General features: G+C 42.1%; 19 protein-coding genes, 5 tRNA genes and 1 pseudogene. 11 read left to right on the top strand and 14 right to left on the bottom strand.

The window, feature by feature from the left end; all coding sequences use genetic code 11:
• The first annotated feature begins 88 nt into the window (after positions 1 to 88).
• Positions 89 to 1,465, top strand: coding sequence for a DNA repair protein RadA (gene radA, locus J1G47_RS01090; RefSeq protein ID WP_160403706.1), 1,377 nt, complete (start codon positions 89 to 91; stop codon positions 1,463 to 1,465).
• A 52-nt stretch (positions 1,466 to 1,517) separates the two neighbouring features.
• On the opposite strand, the gene gmk is transcribed toward radA, so the two are convergent.
• Positions 1,518 to 2,144, bottom strand: coding sequence for a guanylate kinase (gmk, locus tag J1G47_RS01085; protein ID WP_010787010.1), 627 nt, complete (start codon positions 2,142 to 2,144; stop codon positions 1,518 to 1,520).
• 126 nt (positions 2,145 to 2,270) lie between these two features.
• Positions 2,271 to 2,750: a xanthine phosphoribosyltransferase gene (gene gpt, locus J1G47_RS01080; RefSeq protein ID WP_160403664.1), complete on the bottom strand. Its 480-nt coding sequence runs from the start codon at positions 2,748 to 2,750 to the stop codon at positions 2,271 to 2,273.
• Positions 2,751 to 2,930: 180 nt separating this feature from the next.
• Between gpt and J1G47_RS01075 the strand changes: the two genes are divergently transcribed.
• Complete coding sequence (locus J1G47_RS01075) at positions 2,931 to 4,385, top strand: aminoacyl-histidine dipeptidase (protein ID WP_075605845.1); 1,455 nt, start codon at positions 2,931 to 2,933, stop codon at positions 4,383 to 4,385.
• A 43-nt stretch (positions 4,386 to 4,428) separates the two neighbouring features.
• On the opposite strand, the gene J1G47_RS01070 is transcribed toward J1G47_RS01075, so the two are convergent.
• Positions 4,429 to 5,103, bottom strand: a complete 675-nt coding sequence (locus J1G47_RS01070) for a 7-cyano-7-deazaguanine/7-aminomethyl-7-deazaguanine transporter (protein ID WP_005714023.1) — start codon at positions 5,101 to 5,103, stop codon at positions 4,429 to 4,431.
• A gap of 227 nt (positions 5,104 to 5,330) precedes the next feature.
• On the bottom strand, positions 5,331 to 6,188 hold the full coding sequence (locus J1G47_RS01065) for a phosphoribosylaminoimidazolesuccinocarboxamide synthase (RefSeq protein WP_005714024.1): 858 nt from the start codon (positions 6,186 to 6,188) through the stop codon (positions 5,331 to 5,333).
• 177 nt (positions 6,189 to 6,365) lie between these two features.
• On the opposite strand from J1G47_RS01065, the gene J1G47_RS01060 reads away from it, so the two are divergent.
• Positions 6,366 to 6,950, top strand: a complete 585-nt coding sequence (locus J1G47_RS01060; RefSeq protein ID WP_005714026.1) for a DUF2726 domain-containing protein — start codon at positions 6,366 to 6,368, stop codon at positions 6,948 to 6,950.
• An 86-nt stretch (positions 6,951 to 7,036) separates the two neighbouring features.
• Here J1G47_RS01060 and J1G47_RS01055 read toward each other — a convergent pair.
• The 6 genes from J1G47_RS01055 to J1G47_RS01030 form a co-directional block, all read right to left on the bottom strand.
• A tRNA-Gly gene (locus J1G47_RS01055) sits at positions 7,037 to 7,112 on the bottom strand.
• A gap of 18 nt (positions 7,113 to 7,130) precedes the next feature.
• Positions 7,131 to 7,217, bottom strand: a tRNA-Leu gene (locus J1G47_RS01050).
• A gap of 12 nt (positions 7,218 to 7,229) precedes the next feature.
• Positions 7,230 to 7,305 (bottom strand) — tRNA-Gly (locus J1G47_RS01045).
• 18 nt (positions 7,306 to 7,323) lie between these two features.
• Positions 7,324 to 7,410 (bottom strand) — tRNA-Leu (locus tag J1G47_RS01040).
• A gap of 12 nt (positions 7,411 to 7,422) precedes the next feature.
• Positions 7,423 to 7,498: transfer RNA gene (locus J1G47_RS01035), tRNA-Gly, on the bottom strand.
• 194 nt (positions 7,499 to 7,692) lie between these two features.
• Complete coding sequence (locus J1G47_RS01030; protein ID WP_160414320.1) at positions 7,693 to 8,544, bottom strand: thymidylate synthase; 852 nt, start codon at positions 8,542 to 8,544, stop codon at positions 7,693 to 7,695.
• Between the two features lie 89 nt (positions 8,545 to 8,633).
• Here J1G47_RS01030 and J1G47_RS01025 point away from each other — a divergent pair, with 89 nt between their 5' ends.
• Positions 8,634 to 9,158 carry a hypothetical protein gene (locus J1G47_RS01025; RefSeq protein ID WP_010787014.1) on the top strand — a complete coding sequence of 175 codons (525 nt, stop codon included), beginning with the start codon at positions 8,634 to 8,636 and terminating at the stop codon, positions 9,156 to 9,158.
• Positions 9,159 to 9,318: 160 nt separating this feature from the next.
• Here the strand turns inward: J1G47_RS01025 and modA are convergent, their stop codons facing one another.
• A complete protein-coding gene (modA, locus tag J1G47_RS01020; RefSeq protein ID WP_016528548.1) occupies positions 9,319 to 10,077 on the bottom strand; it encodes a molybdate ABC transporter substrate-binding protein in 759 nt (252 codons plus the stop codon).
• Between the two features lie 143 nt (positions 10,078 to 10,220).
• Here modA and J1G47_RS01015 point away from each other — a divergent pair, with 143 nt between their 5' ends.
• The 5 genes from J1G47_RS01015 (at position 10,221) to J1G47_RS00995 (ending at position 16,202) form a co-directional block, all read left to right on the top strand.
• Positions 10,221 to 10,988 (top strand): TOBE domain-containing protein, encoded by a 768-nt coding sequence (locus tag J1G47_RS01015; protein WP_010787016.1) that lies wholly within the window; start codon positions 10,221 to 10,223, stop codon positions 10,986 to 10,988.
• Positions 10,989 to 11,106: 118 nt separating this feature from the next.
• The gene (locus J1G47_RS01010; RefSeq protein WP_021115071.1) at positions 11,107 to 12,690 is read left to right on the top strand and encodes an ABC transporter substrate-binding protein; all 1,584 of its coding nucleotides are present in this window, start codon (positions 11,107 to 11,109) and stop codon (positions 12,688 to 12,690) included.
• A 145-nt stretch (positions 12,691 to 12,835) separates the two neighbouring features.
• A complete protein-coding gene (locus tag J1G47_RS01005) occupies positions 12,836 to 13,780 on the top strand; it encodes an ABC transporter permease (protein WP_041603159.1) in 945 nt (314 codons plus the stop codon).
• Complete coding sequence (locus tag J1G47_RS01000; protein WP_015939781.1) at positions 13,777 to 14,559, top strand: ABC transporter permease; 783 nt, start codon at positions 13,777 to 13,779, stop codon at positions 14,557 to 14,559. Before J1G47_RS01005 ends, J1G47_RS01000 begins: the two co-directional genes overlap by 4 nt.
• Before the next feature lie 233 nt (positions 14,560 to 14,792).
• Complete coding sequence (locus J1G47_RS00995) at positions 14,793 to 16,202, top strand: ABC transporter ATP-binding protein (protein ID WP_207326694.1); 1,410 nt, start codon at positions 14,793 to 14,795, stop codon at positions 16,200 to 16,202.
• A 25-nt stretch (positions 16,203 to 16,227) separates the two neighbouring features.
• On the opposite strand, the gene J1G47_RS00990 is transcribed toward J1G47_RS00995, so the two are convergent.
• On the bottom strand, positions 16,228 to 16,914 hold the full coding sequence (locus J1G47_RS00990) for a M15 family metallopeptidase (protein WP_010787021.1): 687 nt from the start codon (positions 16,912 to 16,914) through the stop codon (positions 16,228 to 16,230).
• 135 nt (positions 16,915 to 17,049) lie between these two features.
• Here J1G47_RS00990 and J1G47_RS00985 point away from each other — a divergent pair, with 135 nt between their 5' ends.
• Both J1G47_RS00985 and J1G47_RS00980 read left to right on the top strand, forming a co-directional pair.
• Positions 17,050 to 17,655 (top strand): hypothetical protein, encoded by a 606-nt coding sequence (locus tag J1G47_RS00985; RefSeq protein ID WP_207326693.1) that lies wholly within the window; start codon positions 17,050 to 17,052, stop codon positions 17,653 to 17,655.
• Positions 17,621 to 20,074: a hypothetical protein gene (locus J1G47_RS00980; RefSeq protein WP_207326692.1), complete on the top strand. Its 2,454-nt coding sequence runs from the start codon at positions 17,621 to 17,623 to the stop codon at positions 20,072 to 20,074. The genes J1G47_RS00985 and J1G47_RS00980 overlap by 35 nt, the downstream gene beginning before the upstream one ends.
• On the opposite strand, the pseudogene J1G47_RS00975 reads toward J1G47_RS00980, so the two are convergent.
• Together J1G47_RS00975 and J1G47_RS00970 are read right to left on the bottom strand one after the other, a co-directional pair.
• Positions 20,034 to 20,504, bottom strand: a pseudogene (locus J1G47_RS00975) (IS256 family transposase); the annotation flags it as partial. The gene J1G47_RS00980 and the pseudogene J1G47_RS00975 overlap by 41 nt on opposite strands.
• Entirely contained in the window at positions 20,471 to 20,653 is a 183-nt protein-coding gene (locus J1G47_RS00970) for a transposase (protein ID WP_020997266.1), read from the bottom strand. The gene J1G47_RS00970 and the pseudogene J1G47_RS00975, both read right to left, overlap by 34 nt.
• Positions 20,654 to 20,743: the final 90 nt, after the last annotated feature.

The raw sequence follows: 20,743 nt of genomic DNA, 5'->3' as shown, positions 1-20,743 counted from the left end.
ATCGAAAAAATCGTTTTTTCTCCCTGTGCATTTACACAGTATTTTTGCTAAAATAGGGCAAATTTTTGATTTGAGAGTGAAAGATAAAATGGCAAAAGCACCAAAAACCGCTTATGTATGTAGTGATTGTGGCGCGGAATATGCTCGTTGGATGGGGCAATGTAAGGCGTGTTTAGCGTGGAACACCATTAGCGAAGTTCGACTAATTTCGGCAAAAGAGAGCAAAAGTGACCGCTTGAGTGGCTATGCAGGGGAAACGACAGGCAAAATTCAGCGATTGTCTGACATTGATTTGCAGGAAGTGCCACGTTTTAGCAGTGTTTTTTATGAACTAGACCGTGTGCTGGGGGGCGGTATTGTACCCGGCAGTGCGATTTTGATCGGCGGACACCCAGGGGCAGGGAAAAGCACCTTGCTCTTGCAAGTGATGTGCGGTTTGTCGCAAAGTGTGCCAACCCTTTATGTGACTGGAGAAGAGTCGTTACAACAGGTGGCAATGCGAGCTAACCGTTTGGGCTTGCCGACTGATAATCTGAAAATGTTATCTGAAACTTCGGTCGAACATATTTGTAATCTTGCCGATCAGGAAAAACCAAAGCTGATGGTGATTGACTCTATTCAAGTGATGCACCTTTCGGATATTCAATCTTCCCCAGGCAGTGTGGCTCAAGTGCGTGAATGTGCGGCGTTTTTGACACGTTATGCCAAAACACGTCAAGTGGCGATTATTATGGTCGGCCACGTTACGAAAGATGGAACTTTAGCAGGCCCTAAAGTGCTAGAACACGCCATTGACGCTTCGCTGTTATTGGAAGGGGAGGCGGACTCTCGTTATCGTACCTTACGCAGCCAGAAAAACCGTTTTGGTGCAGTGAACGAACTGGGTGTATTTGCAATGACAGAGCAGGGCTTAAAAGAAGTGAAGAACCCTTCGGCGATCTTTTTAAGTCGCAGTGAAGAACAGACTTCAGGCAGCTCGGTGATGGTATTGTGGGAAGGCACTCGTCCGTTGTTGGTAGAAATTCAGGCATTGGTCGATCACTCAATGCTTGCCAACCCTCGCCGTGTTGCGGTGGGGCTAGAACAGAACCGTTTATCGCTGTTACTTGCGGTGTTACATCGACACGGTGGCTTGCAAATGTCTGATCAAGATGTGTTTGTGAATGTGGTCGGTGGGGTAAAAGTCACGGAAACCAGTGCCGACCTAGCTTTATTGCTGGCATTAATTTCGAGCTTTCGCAACCGTCCTTTACCGCAAGATTTGGTGGTCTTTGGCGAAGTTGGTTTAGCAGGGGAAATCCGCCCTGTGCCAAGCGGACAAGAGCGAATTAGTGAAGCAACAAAACACGGCTTTAAACGCGCGATCATTCCTCACGGCAACGCTCCGAAAAAAGCAATTAAGGGAATGGAAGTCTTTACCGTGAAGAAATTAAGTGATGCGTTGGATATTGTGAATGATCTATAAGCATTAGGAAAATGATAGGAGCTATAATTAAACTCCTATATGTTCTCCCATTCTATACTTCAGACAATAGTGATGCTATCAAGAACTGATAGCGTTCTGCCTGCACCGCTTGTTTTAAACGCTCTGCGGTTAAAATGCTTTTTAATTCGGATAATGCTGTTTGGAAATCATCATTTACAATCACATAATCAAATTCATTGTAGTGGCTCATTTCAGAAACCGCTTCACTCATTCGTTTTGCAATGGTTTCTGCCGAATCTTGCCCACGACCAATTAAACGTTTTTCTAATTCTGCTTTTGACGGTGGTAGAATGAAAATAGTTTTGACATTTGGCACTTTTTCACGAATTTGTCTTGCCCCTTGCCAGTCAATATCAAGGAACACATCAATCCCTTGCTCAAGGCTACGTTCAATCATTGGCAATGATGTGCCGTAATAGTTACCAAAAACTTCCGCCCATTCTAAGAAATGTCCTTGTTCAATCAGGCGTTTAAATTCATCGTGTTGCGTGAAGTAATAATGTACGCCGTGTTCTTCACCTGGACGTGGATTGCGTGTGGTGTGGGAAATGGAAAGTTGTACTTGTGAACGAGGAAGATCCGAAAGTAACGCATTGATTAATGATGATTTTCCTGCACCGCTTGGGGCTGAGATGATATATAAATTTCCTAAGCTCATAATTTATTTAGTGTTGTTCTCACAATGGTCTTGAATGTAGGGACACACTGCGTGTGTCCCTACGATTATTTATGTAAATGATAGAGTAAAAAATTAAGGACGCAAAAGCGTCCCTAACACTGAATTTTATTTTTTCGCAAGGGGTGGAATAAAGGTAATACCTAAATCCCAAGGTTGCTCAATCCACGTTTCTTGTGGAATATCAACCACATAATCATCTACTAACTCTGCCCCCATTGGTTTAGCAAACACGGTGACAAATTTTGCATTCGGGTACATTTCACGAATAGCACGAGCAGTATTCCCTGTATCCACTAAATCATCAACAACGATAAAACCTTCACCACCATTTGCCACTTGTGCAGCGTGTAACACTTTTAATTCACCTTGATGATCGTGGTCGTAACTTGCGATACACACAGTTTCGACGTGGCGAATACTTAATTCACGAGCCAATACAGCAGCAGGGAATAAACCACCACGACTGACAGCAATAATGCCTTTCCATTGTGATGCAGGTAAAAGACGTTCAGCTAATTTGCGTGCGTGCATATGAAACATATCCCACGTCACGACATATTTTTCATTTGTGTATTTCTCACTCATAAGTTCACCTAAAAAAAGCGGTGGCGATGCCACCGAATAAAAAAATTGCGAAATGATAACCTGAAAACAACTTTCGTGCTATCATTTCAAGGCAAATTTTACAATAAACGTATTTATCCGAATGAATTTTGCAAAATTTTACAGGAAACTCACCGCTATTATTGTTTATAGGAAATCGATATGTCAGAAATTCAAACACTTAAACCTCACTTATTATGGAAATGGTTTGATCAAATCTGTGCCATTCCACACCCCTCTTATCACGAAGAAGAAATCGCTCAATTTATTGTGAACTGGGCAAAGCAGAAACAGCTTTTTGTAGAACGTGATGAAGCTGGCAATGTTTTAATTCGCAAACCTGCAACAAAAGGAATGGAAGATCGTAAAACGGTGGCATTGCAAGCCCATTTAGATATGGTGCCACAAGCAAATGAAGGAACATTGCACGATTTCAAAAAAGATCCTATTCAACCTTATATTGACGGCGAATGGGTCAAGGCAAAAGGCACGACACTTGGGGCGGATAACGGGATCGGTTTAGCCTCTTGTTTGGCGGTGTTAGACGCTGATGATCTTGTTCACCCTGAAATCGAAGCCTTGCTCACAATGACAGAAGAGGCTGGTATGGAAGGGGTTTTAGGCTTACGTCCAAATTGGCTGAAAGCGGATATTTTGATTAATACGGATACCGAAGATAACGGTGAAATTTACATTGGTTGTGCAGGTGGCGAAGATGCGACCTTAATCTTGCCTGTGAACTATGAACAAAATCCTTTTGATACAACCTTACAGATAAGTCTAAAAGGCTTAAATGGCGGACATTCAGGCTGTGATATTCATACCACAAGAGCTAATGCCATTAAATTAATGGCTCGTACGTTGGCTGAGTTAAAATCGCATTTTGATTTTCAAATCGGTGCAATTCGTGGTGGCTCCGTGCGTAATGCAATTCCTAGAGAAGCGGTCGTTTCCATTGGCTTTAATGCAAAAGATCAAGACAATCTGACCGCTTATTTGCGTCAGTTTGAACAGGCATTGCAACGTGAGTTAGCTTTTGCCGAACCTAATTTACATTTTATTGTGGAAAAGGTTGCCAAGCCGTCACAGATTTTTGCCAAAGAGAGCAGTGAGAAAGTCATTCAGTTCCTCAACGTGCTACCAAACGGCGTAATTCGCAATAGCGATGTGGTCGAAAATGTGGTAGAAACTTCATTGAGCATTGGCATTTTGACTAGCGATGAACAAGGGGTAAAAGCGAATATTTTAGTGCGTTCATTAATTGAAAACGGCAAAGCAGACGTACGTTCTCGTTTAACTTCATTGGCAGAACTGGTCGGTGCAATAGCCACTTTCTCTGGTGGTTATCCAGGTTGGGAACCAGACCCAACATCCGCCATTACGCCACTTACCAAAGCGATTTATGATGAAATACTGGGCTATGAATCTCAAATTAAAGTGATTCACGCAGGCCTAGAGTGTGGCTTGATTAAGAAAGTCTATCCAAACATTGATGTGGTTTCTATTGGCCCAACAATCCGTAATGCCCATTCTCCAGATGAAAAAGTGCATATTCCTGCTGTTGAAATTTATTGGGAATTATTGACGAGAATATTGGGGCAAGCGCCAAACAAGTAAGGAGGTATTTTCTTCCCATCCAAAAGGATGGGAAGAAGCCTACTTAATTAAAGCGTTTTAAATTTAATTTTTTAATTAAAAAATTAAGTACTAGGCCATAGAGCGGTAAAAAGAGCAACAGACTGACAAACAATTTGAATGCATAATCAACTGCTCCAATAGTAAACCAGTGTTCCGCCATATATTCATCACTACTTTTATAAAATGCCACTGCAAAGAACACAAATGTATCAATTAAACTACCGAAAATCGTTGAGCTTGCAGGGGCAAGCCACCACGTTTTGCCTTGACGCAAGCGGTTAAAGACAAAAATATCCATTAATTGACCCACCACATAACCTGCAAAACTTGCTAATGCAATACGGAAAACAAATAGATTGAACTCCGCCAATGTAGCTACTCCCTGAAATTGCCCCTCAAAGAAAATCACCGAGATCACATAGCTAACGATCAATGCTGGCAACATTACCGCTAAAATAATTTTTCTAGCAAGTGACGCACCAAATACACGAACCGTTAAATCCGTTGCTAAAAAGATAAACGGAAAGGTAAAAGTCCCCCAAGTTGTTGGGATCGTCGTTTGAGTAAAAGGGATTGGAATTTCAAACGCAATCTGTACTAAATAGTTACTGATTGTGATGATAAATATGTGAAAAAGAGAAAGTAATAGCAACGAGCGACGCTTCTGCTCGTCAGAAAAGTAATCAAATACGTTCATATTGTTCCTTTTTATATAAGTTTGGTTGTTTGGGGTGAGGGAACCCAAGTGAAAAAAGAGGACGTATGATACGCTTTAAAAAGAAAAGATCAAGTAAATTTACGATGATCTATATTAAGAAAATTTATGTAGGGGTAAGGTTTTCCCCGCCCCTACAAAAAATTAAATGTTTATGCAATTGCTACATAATATTGAAATTTTTGCAATGATTTCACCGCTTACACAGCCTATTGAGTCAAGAGTTCCAAAGCCTCTTGATACTTCGCCACAGTTTTTTCAATCACATCAGCAGGCACACTAGGGGCTGGAGCCTGTTTGTTCCAACCACTCTGCTCTAACCAATCACGAATAAACTGTTTATCAAAAGACGGGGGATTACTTCCTTCTTGATAGGTTTCAACTGACCAAAAACGGCTAGAGTCAGGGGTCAAAACTTCGTCCATCAATGTTAATACGCCATTTTCATCTAAACCAAATTCAAATTTAGTATCACAAATAATGATCCCTTTAGTTAAAGCATAATCTGCCGCTTCTTTATAAAGTGCTATGGCTGCATCTCGTACTTTTGCCGCTAGCTCTACCCCAATCTGACGCTCACATTCAGCGTAGCTGATATTAATATCGTGGTCGCCAACTTCCGCTTTACTTGAAGGGGTAAAAATTGGCTCAGGTAACTTGCTTGCTTCAACCAAACCTTCGGGCAATGCCAAACCACAAATAGTCCCTGTTTTTTGATAATCTTTTAAACCACTACCCGTCAAATAGCCACGCACAATAGATTCAATTTTTACTGGGACTAACCGCTTACAAACAACGGCACGATGTTGAATAGCTTCTGCTTCTGCTCGTGGTAGCACGTCAAAAACAGAATCTCCCGTAAAATGGTTCGGCATAATATGGGCTAATTTATTGAACCAAAAATTAGAAATTTGCGTCAGGATTTCCCCTTTACGAGGGATTGGATCATCTAAGATGACATCAAAAGCAGACAAGCGGTCGGTTGCGACCATTAACATGCGTTTATCATCAATTTCGTAGAGATCACGAACTTTACCAGAATAGATTTTTTTTAGGCTGATTTGCATAACAAAGTTCCAATATCTAAACAAAGAATAGAATAATTATATCGACTTACGCAAACGTTTGCCATGAGAAAAAAATAAATTTTTCGATCTCTGTCGAAAAATTAAAAGAATCCAATTGCAGCAATCACAAAATTTTTTTACTTTATGACAACTTTATATTTACAAATGGAGTACGCAATGTCTCTTACCTATTTATTTGAACACAGTCAGCTATTACTCATTATTGCTAGTGCCATACTCATCTTTGCTTTTGGAATAACCATATCTAATAGCCGGAAAAGAACGACATTATCTAGGAGAGCTACTATTGATACTCCGATATTCCCAAAAGGCTTTACACATAGTTCCAACTTAGCAATAGTTGCTAAGTCGAGTTACCATAAAGTCCCATTAATGAACAAAAGTGAACATCGTTTATTCTATCTTTTATTAAATTATCTAAAATCACACAACCTTGATTCACATTTTCTTCTATTTTCTCAAGTCGCCATGGGGGAGTTTATCAAAGCGGAACAGGATGAAGCCTATGCAAAAATTAATCACAAAAGGGTTGATTTTCTTATCACAGATAAACAAAGCAATCCTATTGCAGTCATCGAATATCAAGGGCACGCTCATTATCAACATAATGCAGCGGAAAGAGATGCAATAAAAAGGGAGGCTTGTCGCAAAGCTAATATCGCATTTATAGAAATCACGCCAAACTATAATCAAGTTGAATTTAATATTATCTTAAAGATATTGCAAAGATTTTCTAAATAGAAAGGAAAAAGAGTAAATAATGGAATAGAAAAAACTTTTTATCTAGATCTAGAAAAGAAGATGGGTGATAGATGCAGTTTTTATCATGGAGCGGGAAACGAGGCTCGAACTCGCGACCCCGACCTTGGCAAGGTCGTGCTCTACCAACTGAGCTATTCCCGCAAATATGATGAATAAAAATGGTGCCCGAGGCCAGACTTGAACTGGCACGCCTCGAAAGGCGAGGGATTTTAAATCCCTTGCGTCTACCGATTCCGCCACTCGGGCATAACGAAAAAATGGAGCGGGAAACGAGGCTCGAACTCGCGACCCCGACCTTGGCAAGGTCGTGCTCTACCAACTGAGCTATTCCCGCAAACATGATGAATAAAAATGGTGCCCGAGGCCAGACTTGAACTGGCACGCCTCGAAAGGCGAGGGATTTTAAATCCCTTGCGTCTACCGATTCCGCCACTCGGGCATAACAAAAAAATGGAGCGGGAAACGAGGCTCGAACTCGCGACCCCGACCTTGGCAAGGTCGTGCTCTACCAACTGAGCTATTCCCGCAGCATTGCTTAACACAACATATTCGTTGCGGCGTATTTTAGAGATTTTTATATGCTTGTCAAACACAAATCAGCGATTTTCTATTGTTCGATGATTTTTTAGGAAATTATTGCACACTTTTTCAAATATCCTACCTTCCAATCATTTATATAAAGAGAAATAATAAAGTCTGAAGATAGCAAAAATTTTTCCAACTACACAGAAAACGGATACTGAATACTCGGATGATATTCGTAGCTCTCGACTTCAAAATCCGCCAAGGTTACCCAAGTTTCTAAATCTTCTAGGGATTTAATATCGGGGTTGATTTTGAGTGTTGGAGCTTTAAATGGCGTGCGTTTCAGTTGCACATCTCGCATTAATTCCAGCTGATCTTCATAAATATGAGCATTCACAATTTTATGGAATGCTTGTCCTGCTTGGTGTCCTGTAATTTGTGCCATTAACGCAAGAAAAGTGTAACATTGGATCATATTCCAGTTTAAACCAAGTGGCACATCGGCAGAGCGTTGGGTACTGTTCAAATAAAGCGTGCCATCCAGCAATGAAAAATGGTGGCTGTGTAAACACGGGCGTAGGCAGCCCATATGGAAAGCCCCAGGGTGATAGAACGTATAAATCTCGCCACGATTATCTACGCCACGTTTCAGATCATCGACAATTTGACGCAATAAATCGACGCTACCACCGCCAACTTTCGGGAAGTTTCGTCCGACCGCACCATAAACCAGCCCCATATCATCTTCGCCTTTGCGATGTGGGTTTGTCAGCCAAGCTGCATTTTCATTGGCATTTGCGTCCCACGATTTTGTGCCAAGCTGACGGAAATCTGCGGCATTATCATAACCACGGATATAACCGAGTAATTCCGCAATCGCAGCTTTCCAAAAACTTTTGCGTGTAGTCACAAGGGGAAATTCCCCCTTTGCCACATCATAGGTTAAATCGGCGTTAATCACGGTTAAACAATGCTTACCCGTACGTTCATTTTCAACCCACTTCCCTTGTTCGACAATACGTTGGCAGAGATCAAGATATTGTTTCATAATTCAACCTTAAAATGTTTAGAGTAATCCGTAAAATAATTTGTTAGAATTGTAACACTTTTTTAGTACAGAGAGATAAGGAGTAAATGATGAAATCTTTATACAAACGAGTTGCTGTCATTTTTACATTGATATTGGTAACAGCTTGTAGCACTAATACAAACGGTTGGAAGCGTTTACCCGAATCCCAAATCGATCAAAAATCCTATGCGATTGCTTATGGTGCAGTAGAGCAAACTTATGCAGATCGCGTGAATGAAAGTTATGATATTACATCTTTTATCCGTGGGGTTGATGATTGGTTTAACAAGAAAGTCAAGCACCCGATAGAACAAATTCGGGCAAGCCTGTTAAATCGAATGTTAGATCATAACGTGTATGCTTATTATAGCGGCGTACTTTATGCTGCCGATCTACAAAATAATTTTAATCGTCTAAGCCCAACCTGCTGGACAATGGTTCAAACACCAAGCATTACACAGGGTATCTATGATGCAATGTTAGATATTCAAGCCAATAAAGTGCGTCACGATAAATATATCCAAGAAGGTGCGGATCAAATTCTTCACTTATGTGTAGAACAAATGGAAAATGAAGCCCAGAAAAGGAAATAGTGAATCTATTTTCACTCGATATAATTATGTTTGACGATTTCTTTATTTTCCCCCTAAGCGGGGGAAGATAAAGAAAAAGGATGGATGGAATATCAAAGATAAACGCTATAGTAGGAGGGAATATAAACTCATCTCACTAATAGCAGGTCAAATCCGAAGGCTATCTAACTGCCTTAAACCCAGCTTTCGCAAAAGCCTCTTTCGCTTTTGGTGTCGCTAAAAAGTCTAAGAAACGTTTTGCTTCAGGCTTATCGCTTAAGGTTGCCGCAGGATAAACCACCTTGCCATAACTCTCTTGAGGGAAAACCGCGACAACTTTCACCTTATCACTCACTTTCGCATCGGTTGAATACACAATCCCCAACGGCAACTCACCACGCTCAATATAAGAAAGCACCGCTCGCACATCTTTTGCCTTAGACAAACGAGGCTCAACATCAGCCCAAACGCCTAAATGTTCCAACGCTTTCTTCGCATAGCGACCAACAGGCACATTATCATCGCCCACCGCCAAATAGCTATCTCCGATCACCTTTTTAAAGTTAATATCCTTAATAGATGCCACTTTAATTTTACTGTCTGCAGGCGCAATCAACACCAACTCATTTTCAACCAACGTTGTCACATTTTTTGTTTTGGCAGGTAGCTTCTCAGCCACATAATCCATCCATTTTTGATCCGCAGACACAAACAAATCTGCAGGAGCATCTTGCTCAATCTGTTTTGCTAAAGTTGAAGACCCAGCAAAAGAAAAGGTCAAACTATCCTCTGGATAAGTTTTTTTATACTCATCACCAATTTGCTGCAACACATTTGTCATAGACGCCGCCGCAAATACCGTAATATTTTCAGCAAACGCAGAAGTTGCACCCAAAGCCAATGCTGACGCTAAAGCTAATTTTACAAACGTTTTTTTCATAAATGATCCTTATGAGAGTGGATTAACAATATATAAACAATTATATAACGAATTGTAAAATAAATACAAAGATAAAAATTACATTTCCTTTTAATACAAGAAAGTAGATAATTTCAGCGTTCTATTTTGCAAAAAGGCAGCCTATGTTAAACAACGAAATCCTATTAACCATCAAACTAAAACAACAGCTTTTTGTCGATCCCAAACGAATTACCCTACTCAAAGCCATTCAAGAATGTGGCTCAATAAACCAAGCGGCAAAAAACGCCAAAGTCAGCTACAAAAGTGCTTGGGATCATCTTGAGGCGATGAACAACATCAGCCCTAAACCACTTCTCGAACGCAACACAGGAGGCAAACACGGCGGCGGCACTGCCCTAACCCCTTATGCCGAGCGGTTACTTCAGCTCTACGATTTACTTGAACAGACCCAAGCAAAAGCCTTTGCGATCCTTCAAGATGAAAGCATCCCCCTAGATAGCTTACTCACTGCAACAGCCAAATTCTCCCTACAAAGCAGTGCCAGAAACCAATTTTTTGGCACTGTCACCCAATTGAGAGAAGAAGATGTTCATTGCTACGTTGATATTCACATTGCAGAATTTCCGCAAGATCTCACCGCTTCCATTACAGCTCAAAGTGCAGCACGGCTCAAACTGACACAAGGGAAAGAAGTAATGTTAATGGTCAAAGCGCCGTGGATTGAAATTCACCCCGAACACCCACAACGCCCAAACAGCCTAGCAGCCAAAGTCGAAGCAATTTACGACAAAGGGGAATATAAAGAAATTGCATTAAACGCAAATGGAACGGAATGTTACGCAACGGTCAAAAAAGCTCAACCGCTCCAAGAAAATCAACAGGTATGGATACATATCGATCCTGAACAGATAGTCTTAGTTACTATCTAATCCCTCTACGGGCACACTCTTCGGTGATAAATTTTTTAACATCCCACTATTTTTTTATGGAATTTATGGCACAATACACGCCTTTTTGAAAACCATTATTATTTTAAGGGATATAACAATGAAAAAATTTCTTGCTCTATTTTTAGTCGGTGGTGTTGCAGCGTTGGCGGTTCACTATTTTCAAGGTGATAAAGCCACAGCAACAGAAACGGCAAAGCCGACTGAACCGACAACTCAAACAAAGCAAAATGATGAACTTGCTCTGGCAACGGTGGTTGCCCCTTGGGAAATCAATAGCCTTGATCCGAACCAGACAGGGGTGATTTTTCAACGTATGAATTTAGCGGAAACCTTAGTAGAAGCGAATTTACAGGGGGAACTTGTTGCAGGATTGGCTACCGAGTGGAACAGCAATGAAGATGCGACCCTTTGGACTTTTAAACTCCGTCCGAATGTGATTTTCCACAATGGGCAACCTTTAACTGCACAAGCGGTGGCAAACAGTCTAAATATTGCATTGGCGAAACCGGGAATGTTGCAAAAAGCCTTTATTAAAGATATTCAAGCGGTCAGCCCGACAGAAATTCAAATTGCCTTAACCAAATCTTTTGTGCCGTTTCCATCTTTTTTAACACACTACACCGCAATTATTCTTGCCCCTGAAAGCTATAACGACAAAGGGGAAGTGACCCAAGTGATCGGCACGGGGGCATTTAAAGCGACTAAAATTGAAGCACCACAAAAATTGGAATCGGTGCGTTTTGAACAGTATTGGGGTAATAAACCGAAACTGGCTCAAGCGAACTACCTTGCAAGTAGCCGTAGTGAAACCCGAATGCTGATGGCACAAAGCGATAAATCTGCCTTAGTGTTTAACCTTGATACCGCCAGTGTTGAGCGTTTGAAAACCGATCCGAATTTGAACTTAACCAGTGTGTCTATTGCTCGTACTATTCAGCTCAAAATGGACGTGGCAAAACCATTCTTCAATGATTTAGCGGTGCGTAAAGCCTTAAGTGAAGCGATTGATCGCAAAGCAATTGCGGAATATGTGTTAAAAATCGAAGGTGGCGAAGCGGATCAAATTCTGCCGAAAGCCTTTGCGGAATGGCGAATTGATACGACAACAGCAAAACCTGATCTTGCAAAAATCAAAGCAGATCTGACCGCTCGCGGTTATGAATTTAATAGCGAAGGCAAGCTAACTAAAGACGGTAAGCCGTTTAGTTTTACCCTACGCACATTCTCCGATCGCCCTGAATTGCCGATGATTGCGACGATTTTGCAAGCCCAGTGGAAACAGATTGGCGTTGATGTGAATGTGTCTGTCGGTAACTTCAGTGAAATCCCTGCCGGACATCAAGACGGCAGTTTAGAGATGGCACTTTATGCGTTAAATTATGGCAAAACTTTAGATCCTTTTGGCGTGATCGTGCAGGATTATGCGAAAACAGGAAGCGATTGGGGTGTGATGAATTGGCAAAATGCGACATTAGACAACGCCTTAACTCAGCTTGAAACAGAACGTGATCCGCAAAAAGCGAAAGCATTAAAACAGACGGTGAGCCAAATTATTCACGATGAACTGCCGATTATTCCTGTGGTGTACTATCAGCAAAATGTGGTGGCGCATAAAGATGTGAAAAATGTGACTTTAGATCCTTTTGAAAGACGGTTCTTTTTGGAGTTACTAACAAAATAAACCTAATTAATTTCCCCCTTTGAAAAAGGGGGATTAAGGGGGATTTTAAAATGCAAATTCTCACACTGATTGATTAAAAATCCCCCCTAGCCCCCCTTTTTCAAAGGGGGGAATTTCCTACAAATTTTTATAAAACAGGATCCCCGTGCTTTCTATTTTATTCAGACGACTATCCCAAATCCTTTTGGTGATTTGGTCAGTCGGGACTTTGACTTTTATTTTAACTCGGCAACTGTCGGGCGATATGGCATATCGTATTGCGGCAAGTCGCTACGGTTATGATCAAACCGATGCCGCCGCAGCAGAAATGGTGCGAGCAGAACTTGGGTTGGATCAACCTTGGTGGCAAACCTACGGCAGTTGGTTAGCGGATTTAGTGCAGTTTAACTTAGGTAAATCGTTAGTCACAGGCGACAGCGTTTGGCACAAAATTGAACATCAATTCGCGCATACTTTTAGTCTAGCCGTGGTAGCCTTACTGTTAGCCTTGCTTATCGGCCCCACCTTAGGCGTATTATCGGCACGTAAACCAAACGGCGTATTTGACCGCTTGACCTTAGTCTTAAGCAGTCTATTTCGTGCCGTACCTGCTTTTATCATTGCGATTGGGTTGATTACGCTCTTTTCCGTTCAGTTGAAATGGCTACCTGCAGGTGGATACGGCACGGCATTACATTTTGTCTTGCCTGCTCTCACCTTAGCAATAGGGTTAAGTGCAGTTTCGGTACGTGTGACACGTCAAGCTATGGTGCAAGTAATGCAATCCGATTACTATCAATTTGCTCAACTCAAAGGTTTAAGTCGTTGGCAGACCTTTGTGCGACACGGGATCCCGAATATCGCCGTGCCAGTGATTGCTTATCATAGCGTACAACTGGTTTACCTGATTGAAGGGGTGGTGATTGTCGAAAGTCTTTTTGCTTGGCCGGGAAGCGGACACGCCTTAGTTCACGCCATCATTGCACGAGATGTGCCGATGATACAAGGTACGGCATTAGTGATGGGGGGATTATTTGTGGTACTCAATATGCTCGCCGATCTACTTAATGCGTGGATTGATCCGCGTATTCGTGAAGGGGGAACCGTATGAAATTAACCGTTGGACAACGTTGCGGAGCCTTGTTACTGCTACTGTTACTCGCCACTGCATTTTTACAACCTTATTTCTACCCGATGGATGTTGGTTTCCAAGATCTCAGCAATATGTTGGCAAGCCCTGACGCAGAAAGTTGGTTTGGCACCGATCATTTAGGGCGAGATATGTTTGCCCGTCTTGCCTCTGCCATTCGACTTTCATTTGGTTTATCGCTGTTTAGCGTCACTTGTGCATTGGTGGCAGGCTTGTTATTCGGTATTCTGGCTGGATTATTTGGCGGTTGGTTAGATCGTCTGTTTAGCTTTATCTGCGATTTGGTGATGGCATTACCGGGCTTATTGCTGATTTTGTTGTTTGCTTCGCTCTCCCCTGGTTCATTTTGGACACTCTATTTAGGCATTGCCTTAGTGATTTGGGTTGAATTTTTCCGTGTTATCAGGGCGATCACCAGTACCCTTGCGTCCAGCTCAGAACTGCAATCTTCTCGTTTGATGGGAATGCCTTGGTTTTATTGCATTAAACGTCACCTATTTCCCCGTTTATTGCCGATGGTTGCCACATTAACCGCATTTTCAATCGGTAATGCGATTTTAGCTCTTGCGACACTCGGCTTTGTCAGCGTAGGATTGCGACCGCCTACGGCTGAATTAGGGCTGATGATGACAGAGCTGTTCCCCTATTACTATCAAGCCCCACTGATTTTCCTGCAACCTGTAATTGCTGTGTTCCTATTGGTATTTAGCTTGCAGTTGTTGGCAGGGAAGGTGAAGTAAATTTGAACATTAACTATCGTGCATATTTCCTTCTCTATCAAAATACTTCCCCCATTTATGGGGGAAGTCCCCAAGCGACAGCGAGGGGGATGGGGGAAAAGGGGAATAAAGCTAAATGTAAATAGCCCCCATCCGCCCTTCGGGCACCTTCCCCCACAAGTGGGGGAAGAATCAAACGTAGCATAGTACGAAGGTTAATGTAAAATCCATTGAAATATAGTAGAGAAAACACCGTGTCATTACTCAAAATAACCAACGTCACTGTTCAAACACTCGATGGCATTGAACTGGTCGAGCCGATCAGCTTTTGTCTTGAACGTGGCAAAAATATTACCATTTTAGGCGAAACAGGCTCAGGAAAAAGCCTATTAATTCAAGCAATTATGGGGGCATTACCGCAAGGCTTAACCGCAAGCGGTGAGATTGTGGTGGAAAATTGCAAAATAAACGGGCAATCCGACCGCTTGCAATCTCTTTGGGGCAAAACCTTAGTGATGCTACCCCAAGAGCCACGCCGTTCATTAAATCCACTGATGCGAATTAGCCGACAACTGTGGGAAAGTTTTCGTTTTGTCGCTGGGTTAAGCCAAAAGAATGCGGAAAAGGCGAGCGAGATTTCTTTAACTCAACTGGGTTTATCTCAAGCTCAACAACGCTATCCACACCAACTTTCAGGTGGTATGGCACAGAGAGCTTCCTTTGCGATAGCGACCGCATCAGGGGGGAAAATTCTGCTTGCCGATGAGCCCACCAAAGGACTTGATCCGAATAGCAAAGCGGAAGTGATTAACTTGCTGAAACAAGCATATGAAACAGGCGGTAGCTTGCTGACGATCACTCACGATATTGAAGTGGCGACCGCTCTCGGTGGCTATATTTTCGTAATGAAAAAAGGCAAATTGATCGAACAAGGCGAAGCGGAACAACTGCTGAGCCAACCGCAAGATCCTTATACTCAAGCCTTAATCGGTGCAGATCCGCAACATTGGCAACCTTTGGCTGATTTGCAACATTCTACGTCAAAAACACCGCTTGTTTCTGTCAAAAATTTAACGGTCGCACGGGGAACAAGAACGCTGTTCAAACAGCTTTCCTTCGATTTACACCAAGGCGAAATTTTAGGCATTGTCGGATACAGTGGCATAGGCAAAAGCACCCTTGCTGATGTGCTTTGCGGGCTACTCAAACCGCAATCGGGCGAAGTGATTTGGCATAGCCACAGCCATAAAAAACATCAAGTGCTGAAATTGTATCAAGATCCGCCCGAAGCCTTTGCACCAAATGTGAGCTTGCAACAACTATTGGACGATGTGATCGAACATCATCATCTCGACCGTTCACAAATTCCAGCGTTATTAACACAGCTCACACTGTCGCCTGACATTCTGCAACGCAACGCCGATAACGTATCGGGTGGCGAGTTGCAACGGGTTGCAATTTTGCGAGCTTTACTGCTTGAACCCGTGCTACTGTTTGCCGATGAAGTGACTTCTCGTTTAGATCCGATCACCCAACAAGAAACGATCAAATTGCTGATTGAACAATGCCGAGCGAGAAACTGCGGATTAATTATCGTCAGCCACGATCCGTTTTTGATTGAACGGAGTTGTGATAAGGTGATTGATCTTGAAAATTATCTTTAAGTAATAAAAAAGCAGAAAGGGACATTTACAAAATGTAATATTCAAATAACTCAGAAATATGCTCATTCAAACTATTTACACCAGCGATATTCTCGCCTTGCCAAGCCATTTGCAACATCTCTGGGGACAGTAATCGCTCATATTGTTCCGAAATAGGGAAATAGCTCATATGCCATGGTTCTAGACCAATAAACTTATTATTAGCTTCCATAAAAGGGAAATAAAAACCAAAACGTTCGGCATTGACTAATAACCAATTCGTTAAATGTTGAAAATAGCCTCCTGTCTGATATTCCCACGGTTCCAACATGAGCTTTTTTCCTTCAGGAAGTAAAGTAGGATCAAAAATATCAATTTCTGTTCCCCAATGGTGACGGCTAGCCCCTGGCACTGCGGACCAACGCAGGATAGCTTGACATTTGTCCCAATCATCTAATCCAGTTAATATGATAGCTTTACCATGATCATCATGAACTTTATTTTCACCATTGAATTTTGTATTCCAAATCCATTTTTGTCGTTCAAAATCCCGATAAGTACTTGCAGGTTGTAAATTAAAACCTGCTTTCAGTGCGGCATCTTGTAAATGCAAAAATGCTTTTACTACTTCAGATTGTAATGCATGCTGATCAGATAATTTGTTTGGTAAGGCAACCAAATGCTGTCTGCTCTTTCCTGTAAGAAGAGAAGGTAAATTTTCAAAATTTAACATGAATTAAACCACTTCAAAAAAACATGGGAAACCGTATTATAGCAAAAGAAAATACAATAAATAAAACACCACATCTCTACCAATATCCCTTATAAAACAATGCATTCTGCACCACCTTCATATAATGAGGGTTATGTGAAGATCGAATTCCCAGCAGCAACAGGGGAAAAGCCAATTGTTGAAAGGGATAAAGTCACCATCAACTACACCCCAGAGCTTGAAAATGGAACAGCGGGTACACCGACAACATTGACTTACACCTATACTGGCGGAAACTGGGTTCAAGATGAAAAAGATTCACTTAAACTCACCCCAACCACTGATCAAAGTGGCAAAGTCAGTGTAACGATTCCTGAAGACAAAGTAGCAGATAAAATATCTGTCAGTGCAACCACGACCGATGTAGCAGGACGCACATCTGCAGAAAGTGAAACCAGCAAGAAAGATGCTCCGTTTGATGTGAAATCAGATAAGCCAGTGATTACCTCAATCAAGGCGATTGATACATCAACAACGGCAGACAAAGATCCTGAGCGTGTCATCATTGAAGGAACAAGCACAGAAGCAGATGGAACCAAAGTTTACCTCTACAAAGAAGGTCAAACTAACGGACAACCAATTGCAGAAACAACGGTAACAAGCGGTAAGTTCAAGTTTGATATTAGCGAATCTACAGCAACTCCATTAGCCGTTGGGGATAAATTTGTTGCCACAGTACAAACAAAACGCTGCAGAAACTAAAGAACTGAACAAAGGACCTACAGACGCAACAGCCAATGAGCCTGAATACAGCAAAGTTCGCACAGACGTACCGACAATCACTGCGGGCAGAACAGAGGCAGTTAACGGCGTTCAAAACGACCAACCAAACTCCGGCGACATCGTAGCGAAACCGGGTGGTGATAACGACAGAATGGTTGTGAAGTATAAGGATAATAGCGGTCAGGATAAAGAAATTGCTGTGAAGAAAGATCTTGAGCAAGGTAAGTGGGTGTTGGATGAAACACATCCGACTGATGCAGATAAAAAACCTGCTAAGGACGACTATATCATCAAAGAAGACGGTACTGTAATTGTTAAAGGTCCGAAAGTGAAGGATGGTTCGGAAGCAGAAGCGATTGGTTATAAGACTGTTGGAAATGAATCAGTAGCATCAAACAAACCTTATGAAACTAGTGATACAACAGAAAACAGCACTAGATTGACAACCGTACAGGAAGCCAAGATTAAGGCGTTGGTAGATGATACTACACCGAAAGAAGCTGATGCACCTCATTTGGTGAAAGGTAAGGGTAATACCTATCAACAAGGTACTGCAATCATTGAACCGCAAGGGGATAATGAGAAAGTTGTTGTGTCCTTCAAAGGCTACACCATGACTCCGACAGCGATGCTGGGAGATTCAACCAACACCAATAATCAGCCTATCCCAACAGTGAAATCTCAGGATGGTGCATCAGTCAATGAAGATATAGATATGGTGTTAGTGGCTCAGAAAGTTAATGGTGTTTGGGAACTCTTTGCTGCAACCAAAGCAGATTATGAGAAGTTACAACAAGCACAAACAGCACTGGCAGACAACGGCGAAAACCCTAGCAATCCACAGGGTGTTGGACTTGTTTCTGCTAAAGATGCTGGTATTGCAACTATTGATCCGAACACAGGCAAGATTACCCTTAACGCAAATGCGGTTAAGGATGACTCCCCTGTGACTGCCAAAGGCTACAATGCGTTAGGATTGCCAGCAGAAGGTAAAGATGCGGTTGAAAAAACACAAGGGGCAAATGGTCAACCAGATCGAGTCACCTCTAATACATCAATTACCGTAGGCAGCGATCTCCGTCAAGATCAAGACGTTGTTGCAGATAAACCTTCTCTTGAACAGCTCAGTAATGGTGATATGGTCGCTCGTCCTCATGGTGATAATACTAAGTTGGAAGTGTCTTTTGAGAAGAAAGACAGCGCTAACAACGAGAAAACGACAGTTACCATTGAGCAGGCAGAAAAAGATATTTCCTTTACCGCAGAAGATGGTCAAGCCACGCAAACGGCTAAGGTTAAAGTCTGGAAATTCAGTGAGAACCAACAAAATCTTACTGAAGATAATGATGGTGATCCAAATACCATGCTTATCAATGGCGTGAAAGTTAAACTGAACCCAGAAACAGGCGAATTAACCCTTGATAAATCAGGCTTAAAAGAGAATAGCAACGTTACCGCCGTAGGTATTGATGCAAAATCTAACCGTAGTGAACCGCCTGCAGAACAGCCAGTTAAGGCAGATCCAACGCCTACGGCAGATCCTGCAACAGTAACGCCTGATGGCACGATCATTCCTGGTGGTGATACTAAGGAGTATGAAATCTTCAAAAAACCGCTTGAGGGTGAAGGTGAAGCACAATCTATTGGTAAGGTTGTGAAGGGTGAAGATGGTCAATGGACAGGTCAAGGCTTACCAGATGGAATGGTGGTAGATCCTAACACGGGTAAAGTTACGGTTCCTGCGGAAAAGGTAGGAGAGAATAATGGTATCTATGTTGAAACCAAGGATGGCAATGGTGCAACATCGGGTTCTGGTGAACCAGTGAAACCGCCAAAAACGGATACAACACCGGATACAACAGATAAACCAACCATTACACAAGGCGTAGATGCAAATGTTGGCGGCTTAATCATTAAGCCAGGGCAAACCACTACACCAGCAGACACAGATAATGTCCGTCTTGAAGTAAGCTATGTGAAAGAGAAAGCTGAAAATAGTGAAGATAAGCCAACAGCAGACGCTTCAACTCAAGTAGCGGATGGTAAATTAGTTGCGACGAAAAATACCCAAACTGGCAAATGGTCTTTTGAAAAATTAACGAGAGAAGTGGAACAAGATGGTGCTGACGGTCAGAAAGTTAAAGTGACTGAGCAGTATGATGTCCCATCTACTGTGGCAGAGATTAATCCTGAAACAGGTGAAATCACGTTAAAAGCCTTTGAGGTGATGGATAATACTCAGGTTAATGTGACTGCGTACAACAATAAGAATGTACCAGCTAAAGCGGATTCGGCAACAGCCGCAGCAAACCCAGGTAGGACCCTATCCCAAATTCTGTGTAAACACCCATTTCAACTTAACGGTGATCGTCTAAGCGATCACCAAAATCAATCATAAATCGATTCATCGCCAGTTTCCAGTTCTGAATCGGCATTGTCCATTTTTTTGATGCATCTTTAATCGCAAGCCAAATCACTTTGAAAACTGAATCATCCGTCGGGAATACATTTCGTTTTTTAATCACGCGACGAATCACGCTATTAAGCGATTCCACGGCATTCGTGGTATAAATCGCTTTACGAATATCAGCCGGATAATCAAAAAATGTGGCAATATTTGCCCAGTTATCTTCCCAGCCTTTCGCCACAAGCGGGTATTTTGCCTGCCATTTTTGCGAAAGTGCGGTCAGATTTTCGCGAGCCTGTGCTTCCGTCGGGGCTTGATAAACCTGCTTTAAATCTGCGGTGACGGCTTTGTAATCTTTCCACGAAACGAATTTCAAGCTGTTACGCACTAAATGCACAATGCAAAGCTGAATCTTCGTTTTAGATAACCAAGATGGTCGGTCAGTTCACCATTTAACGCAGCCTCGACGGTGATTTTCTTGAGCATCCGTGAAAATTGATTGAGGTCTTCCGGTGTTTTTAGGTTTTTGGCAAATTCCGCTTCCAAGGCGTGAAGTTGTTTTTCGTTCATAATAAAATACCTGTGTCTGAATGTATTATCTCAGAAACAGGTATTTACACAAATTGTGGGAGAGGCTCTCGGCTGAGTTTTTTATTTCTC

The organism is Glaesserella parasuis, assembly GCF_017352235.1.
Classification (GTDB): Bacteria; Pseudomonadota; Gammaproteobacteria; order Enterobacterales; family Pasteurellaceae; genus Glaesserella; species Glaesserella parasuis.
This window is presented reverse-complemented; position numbering and strand designations above follow the sequence as displayed.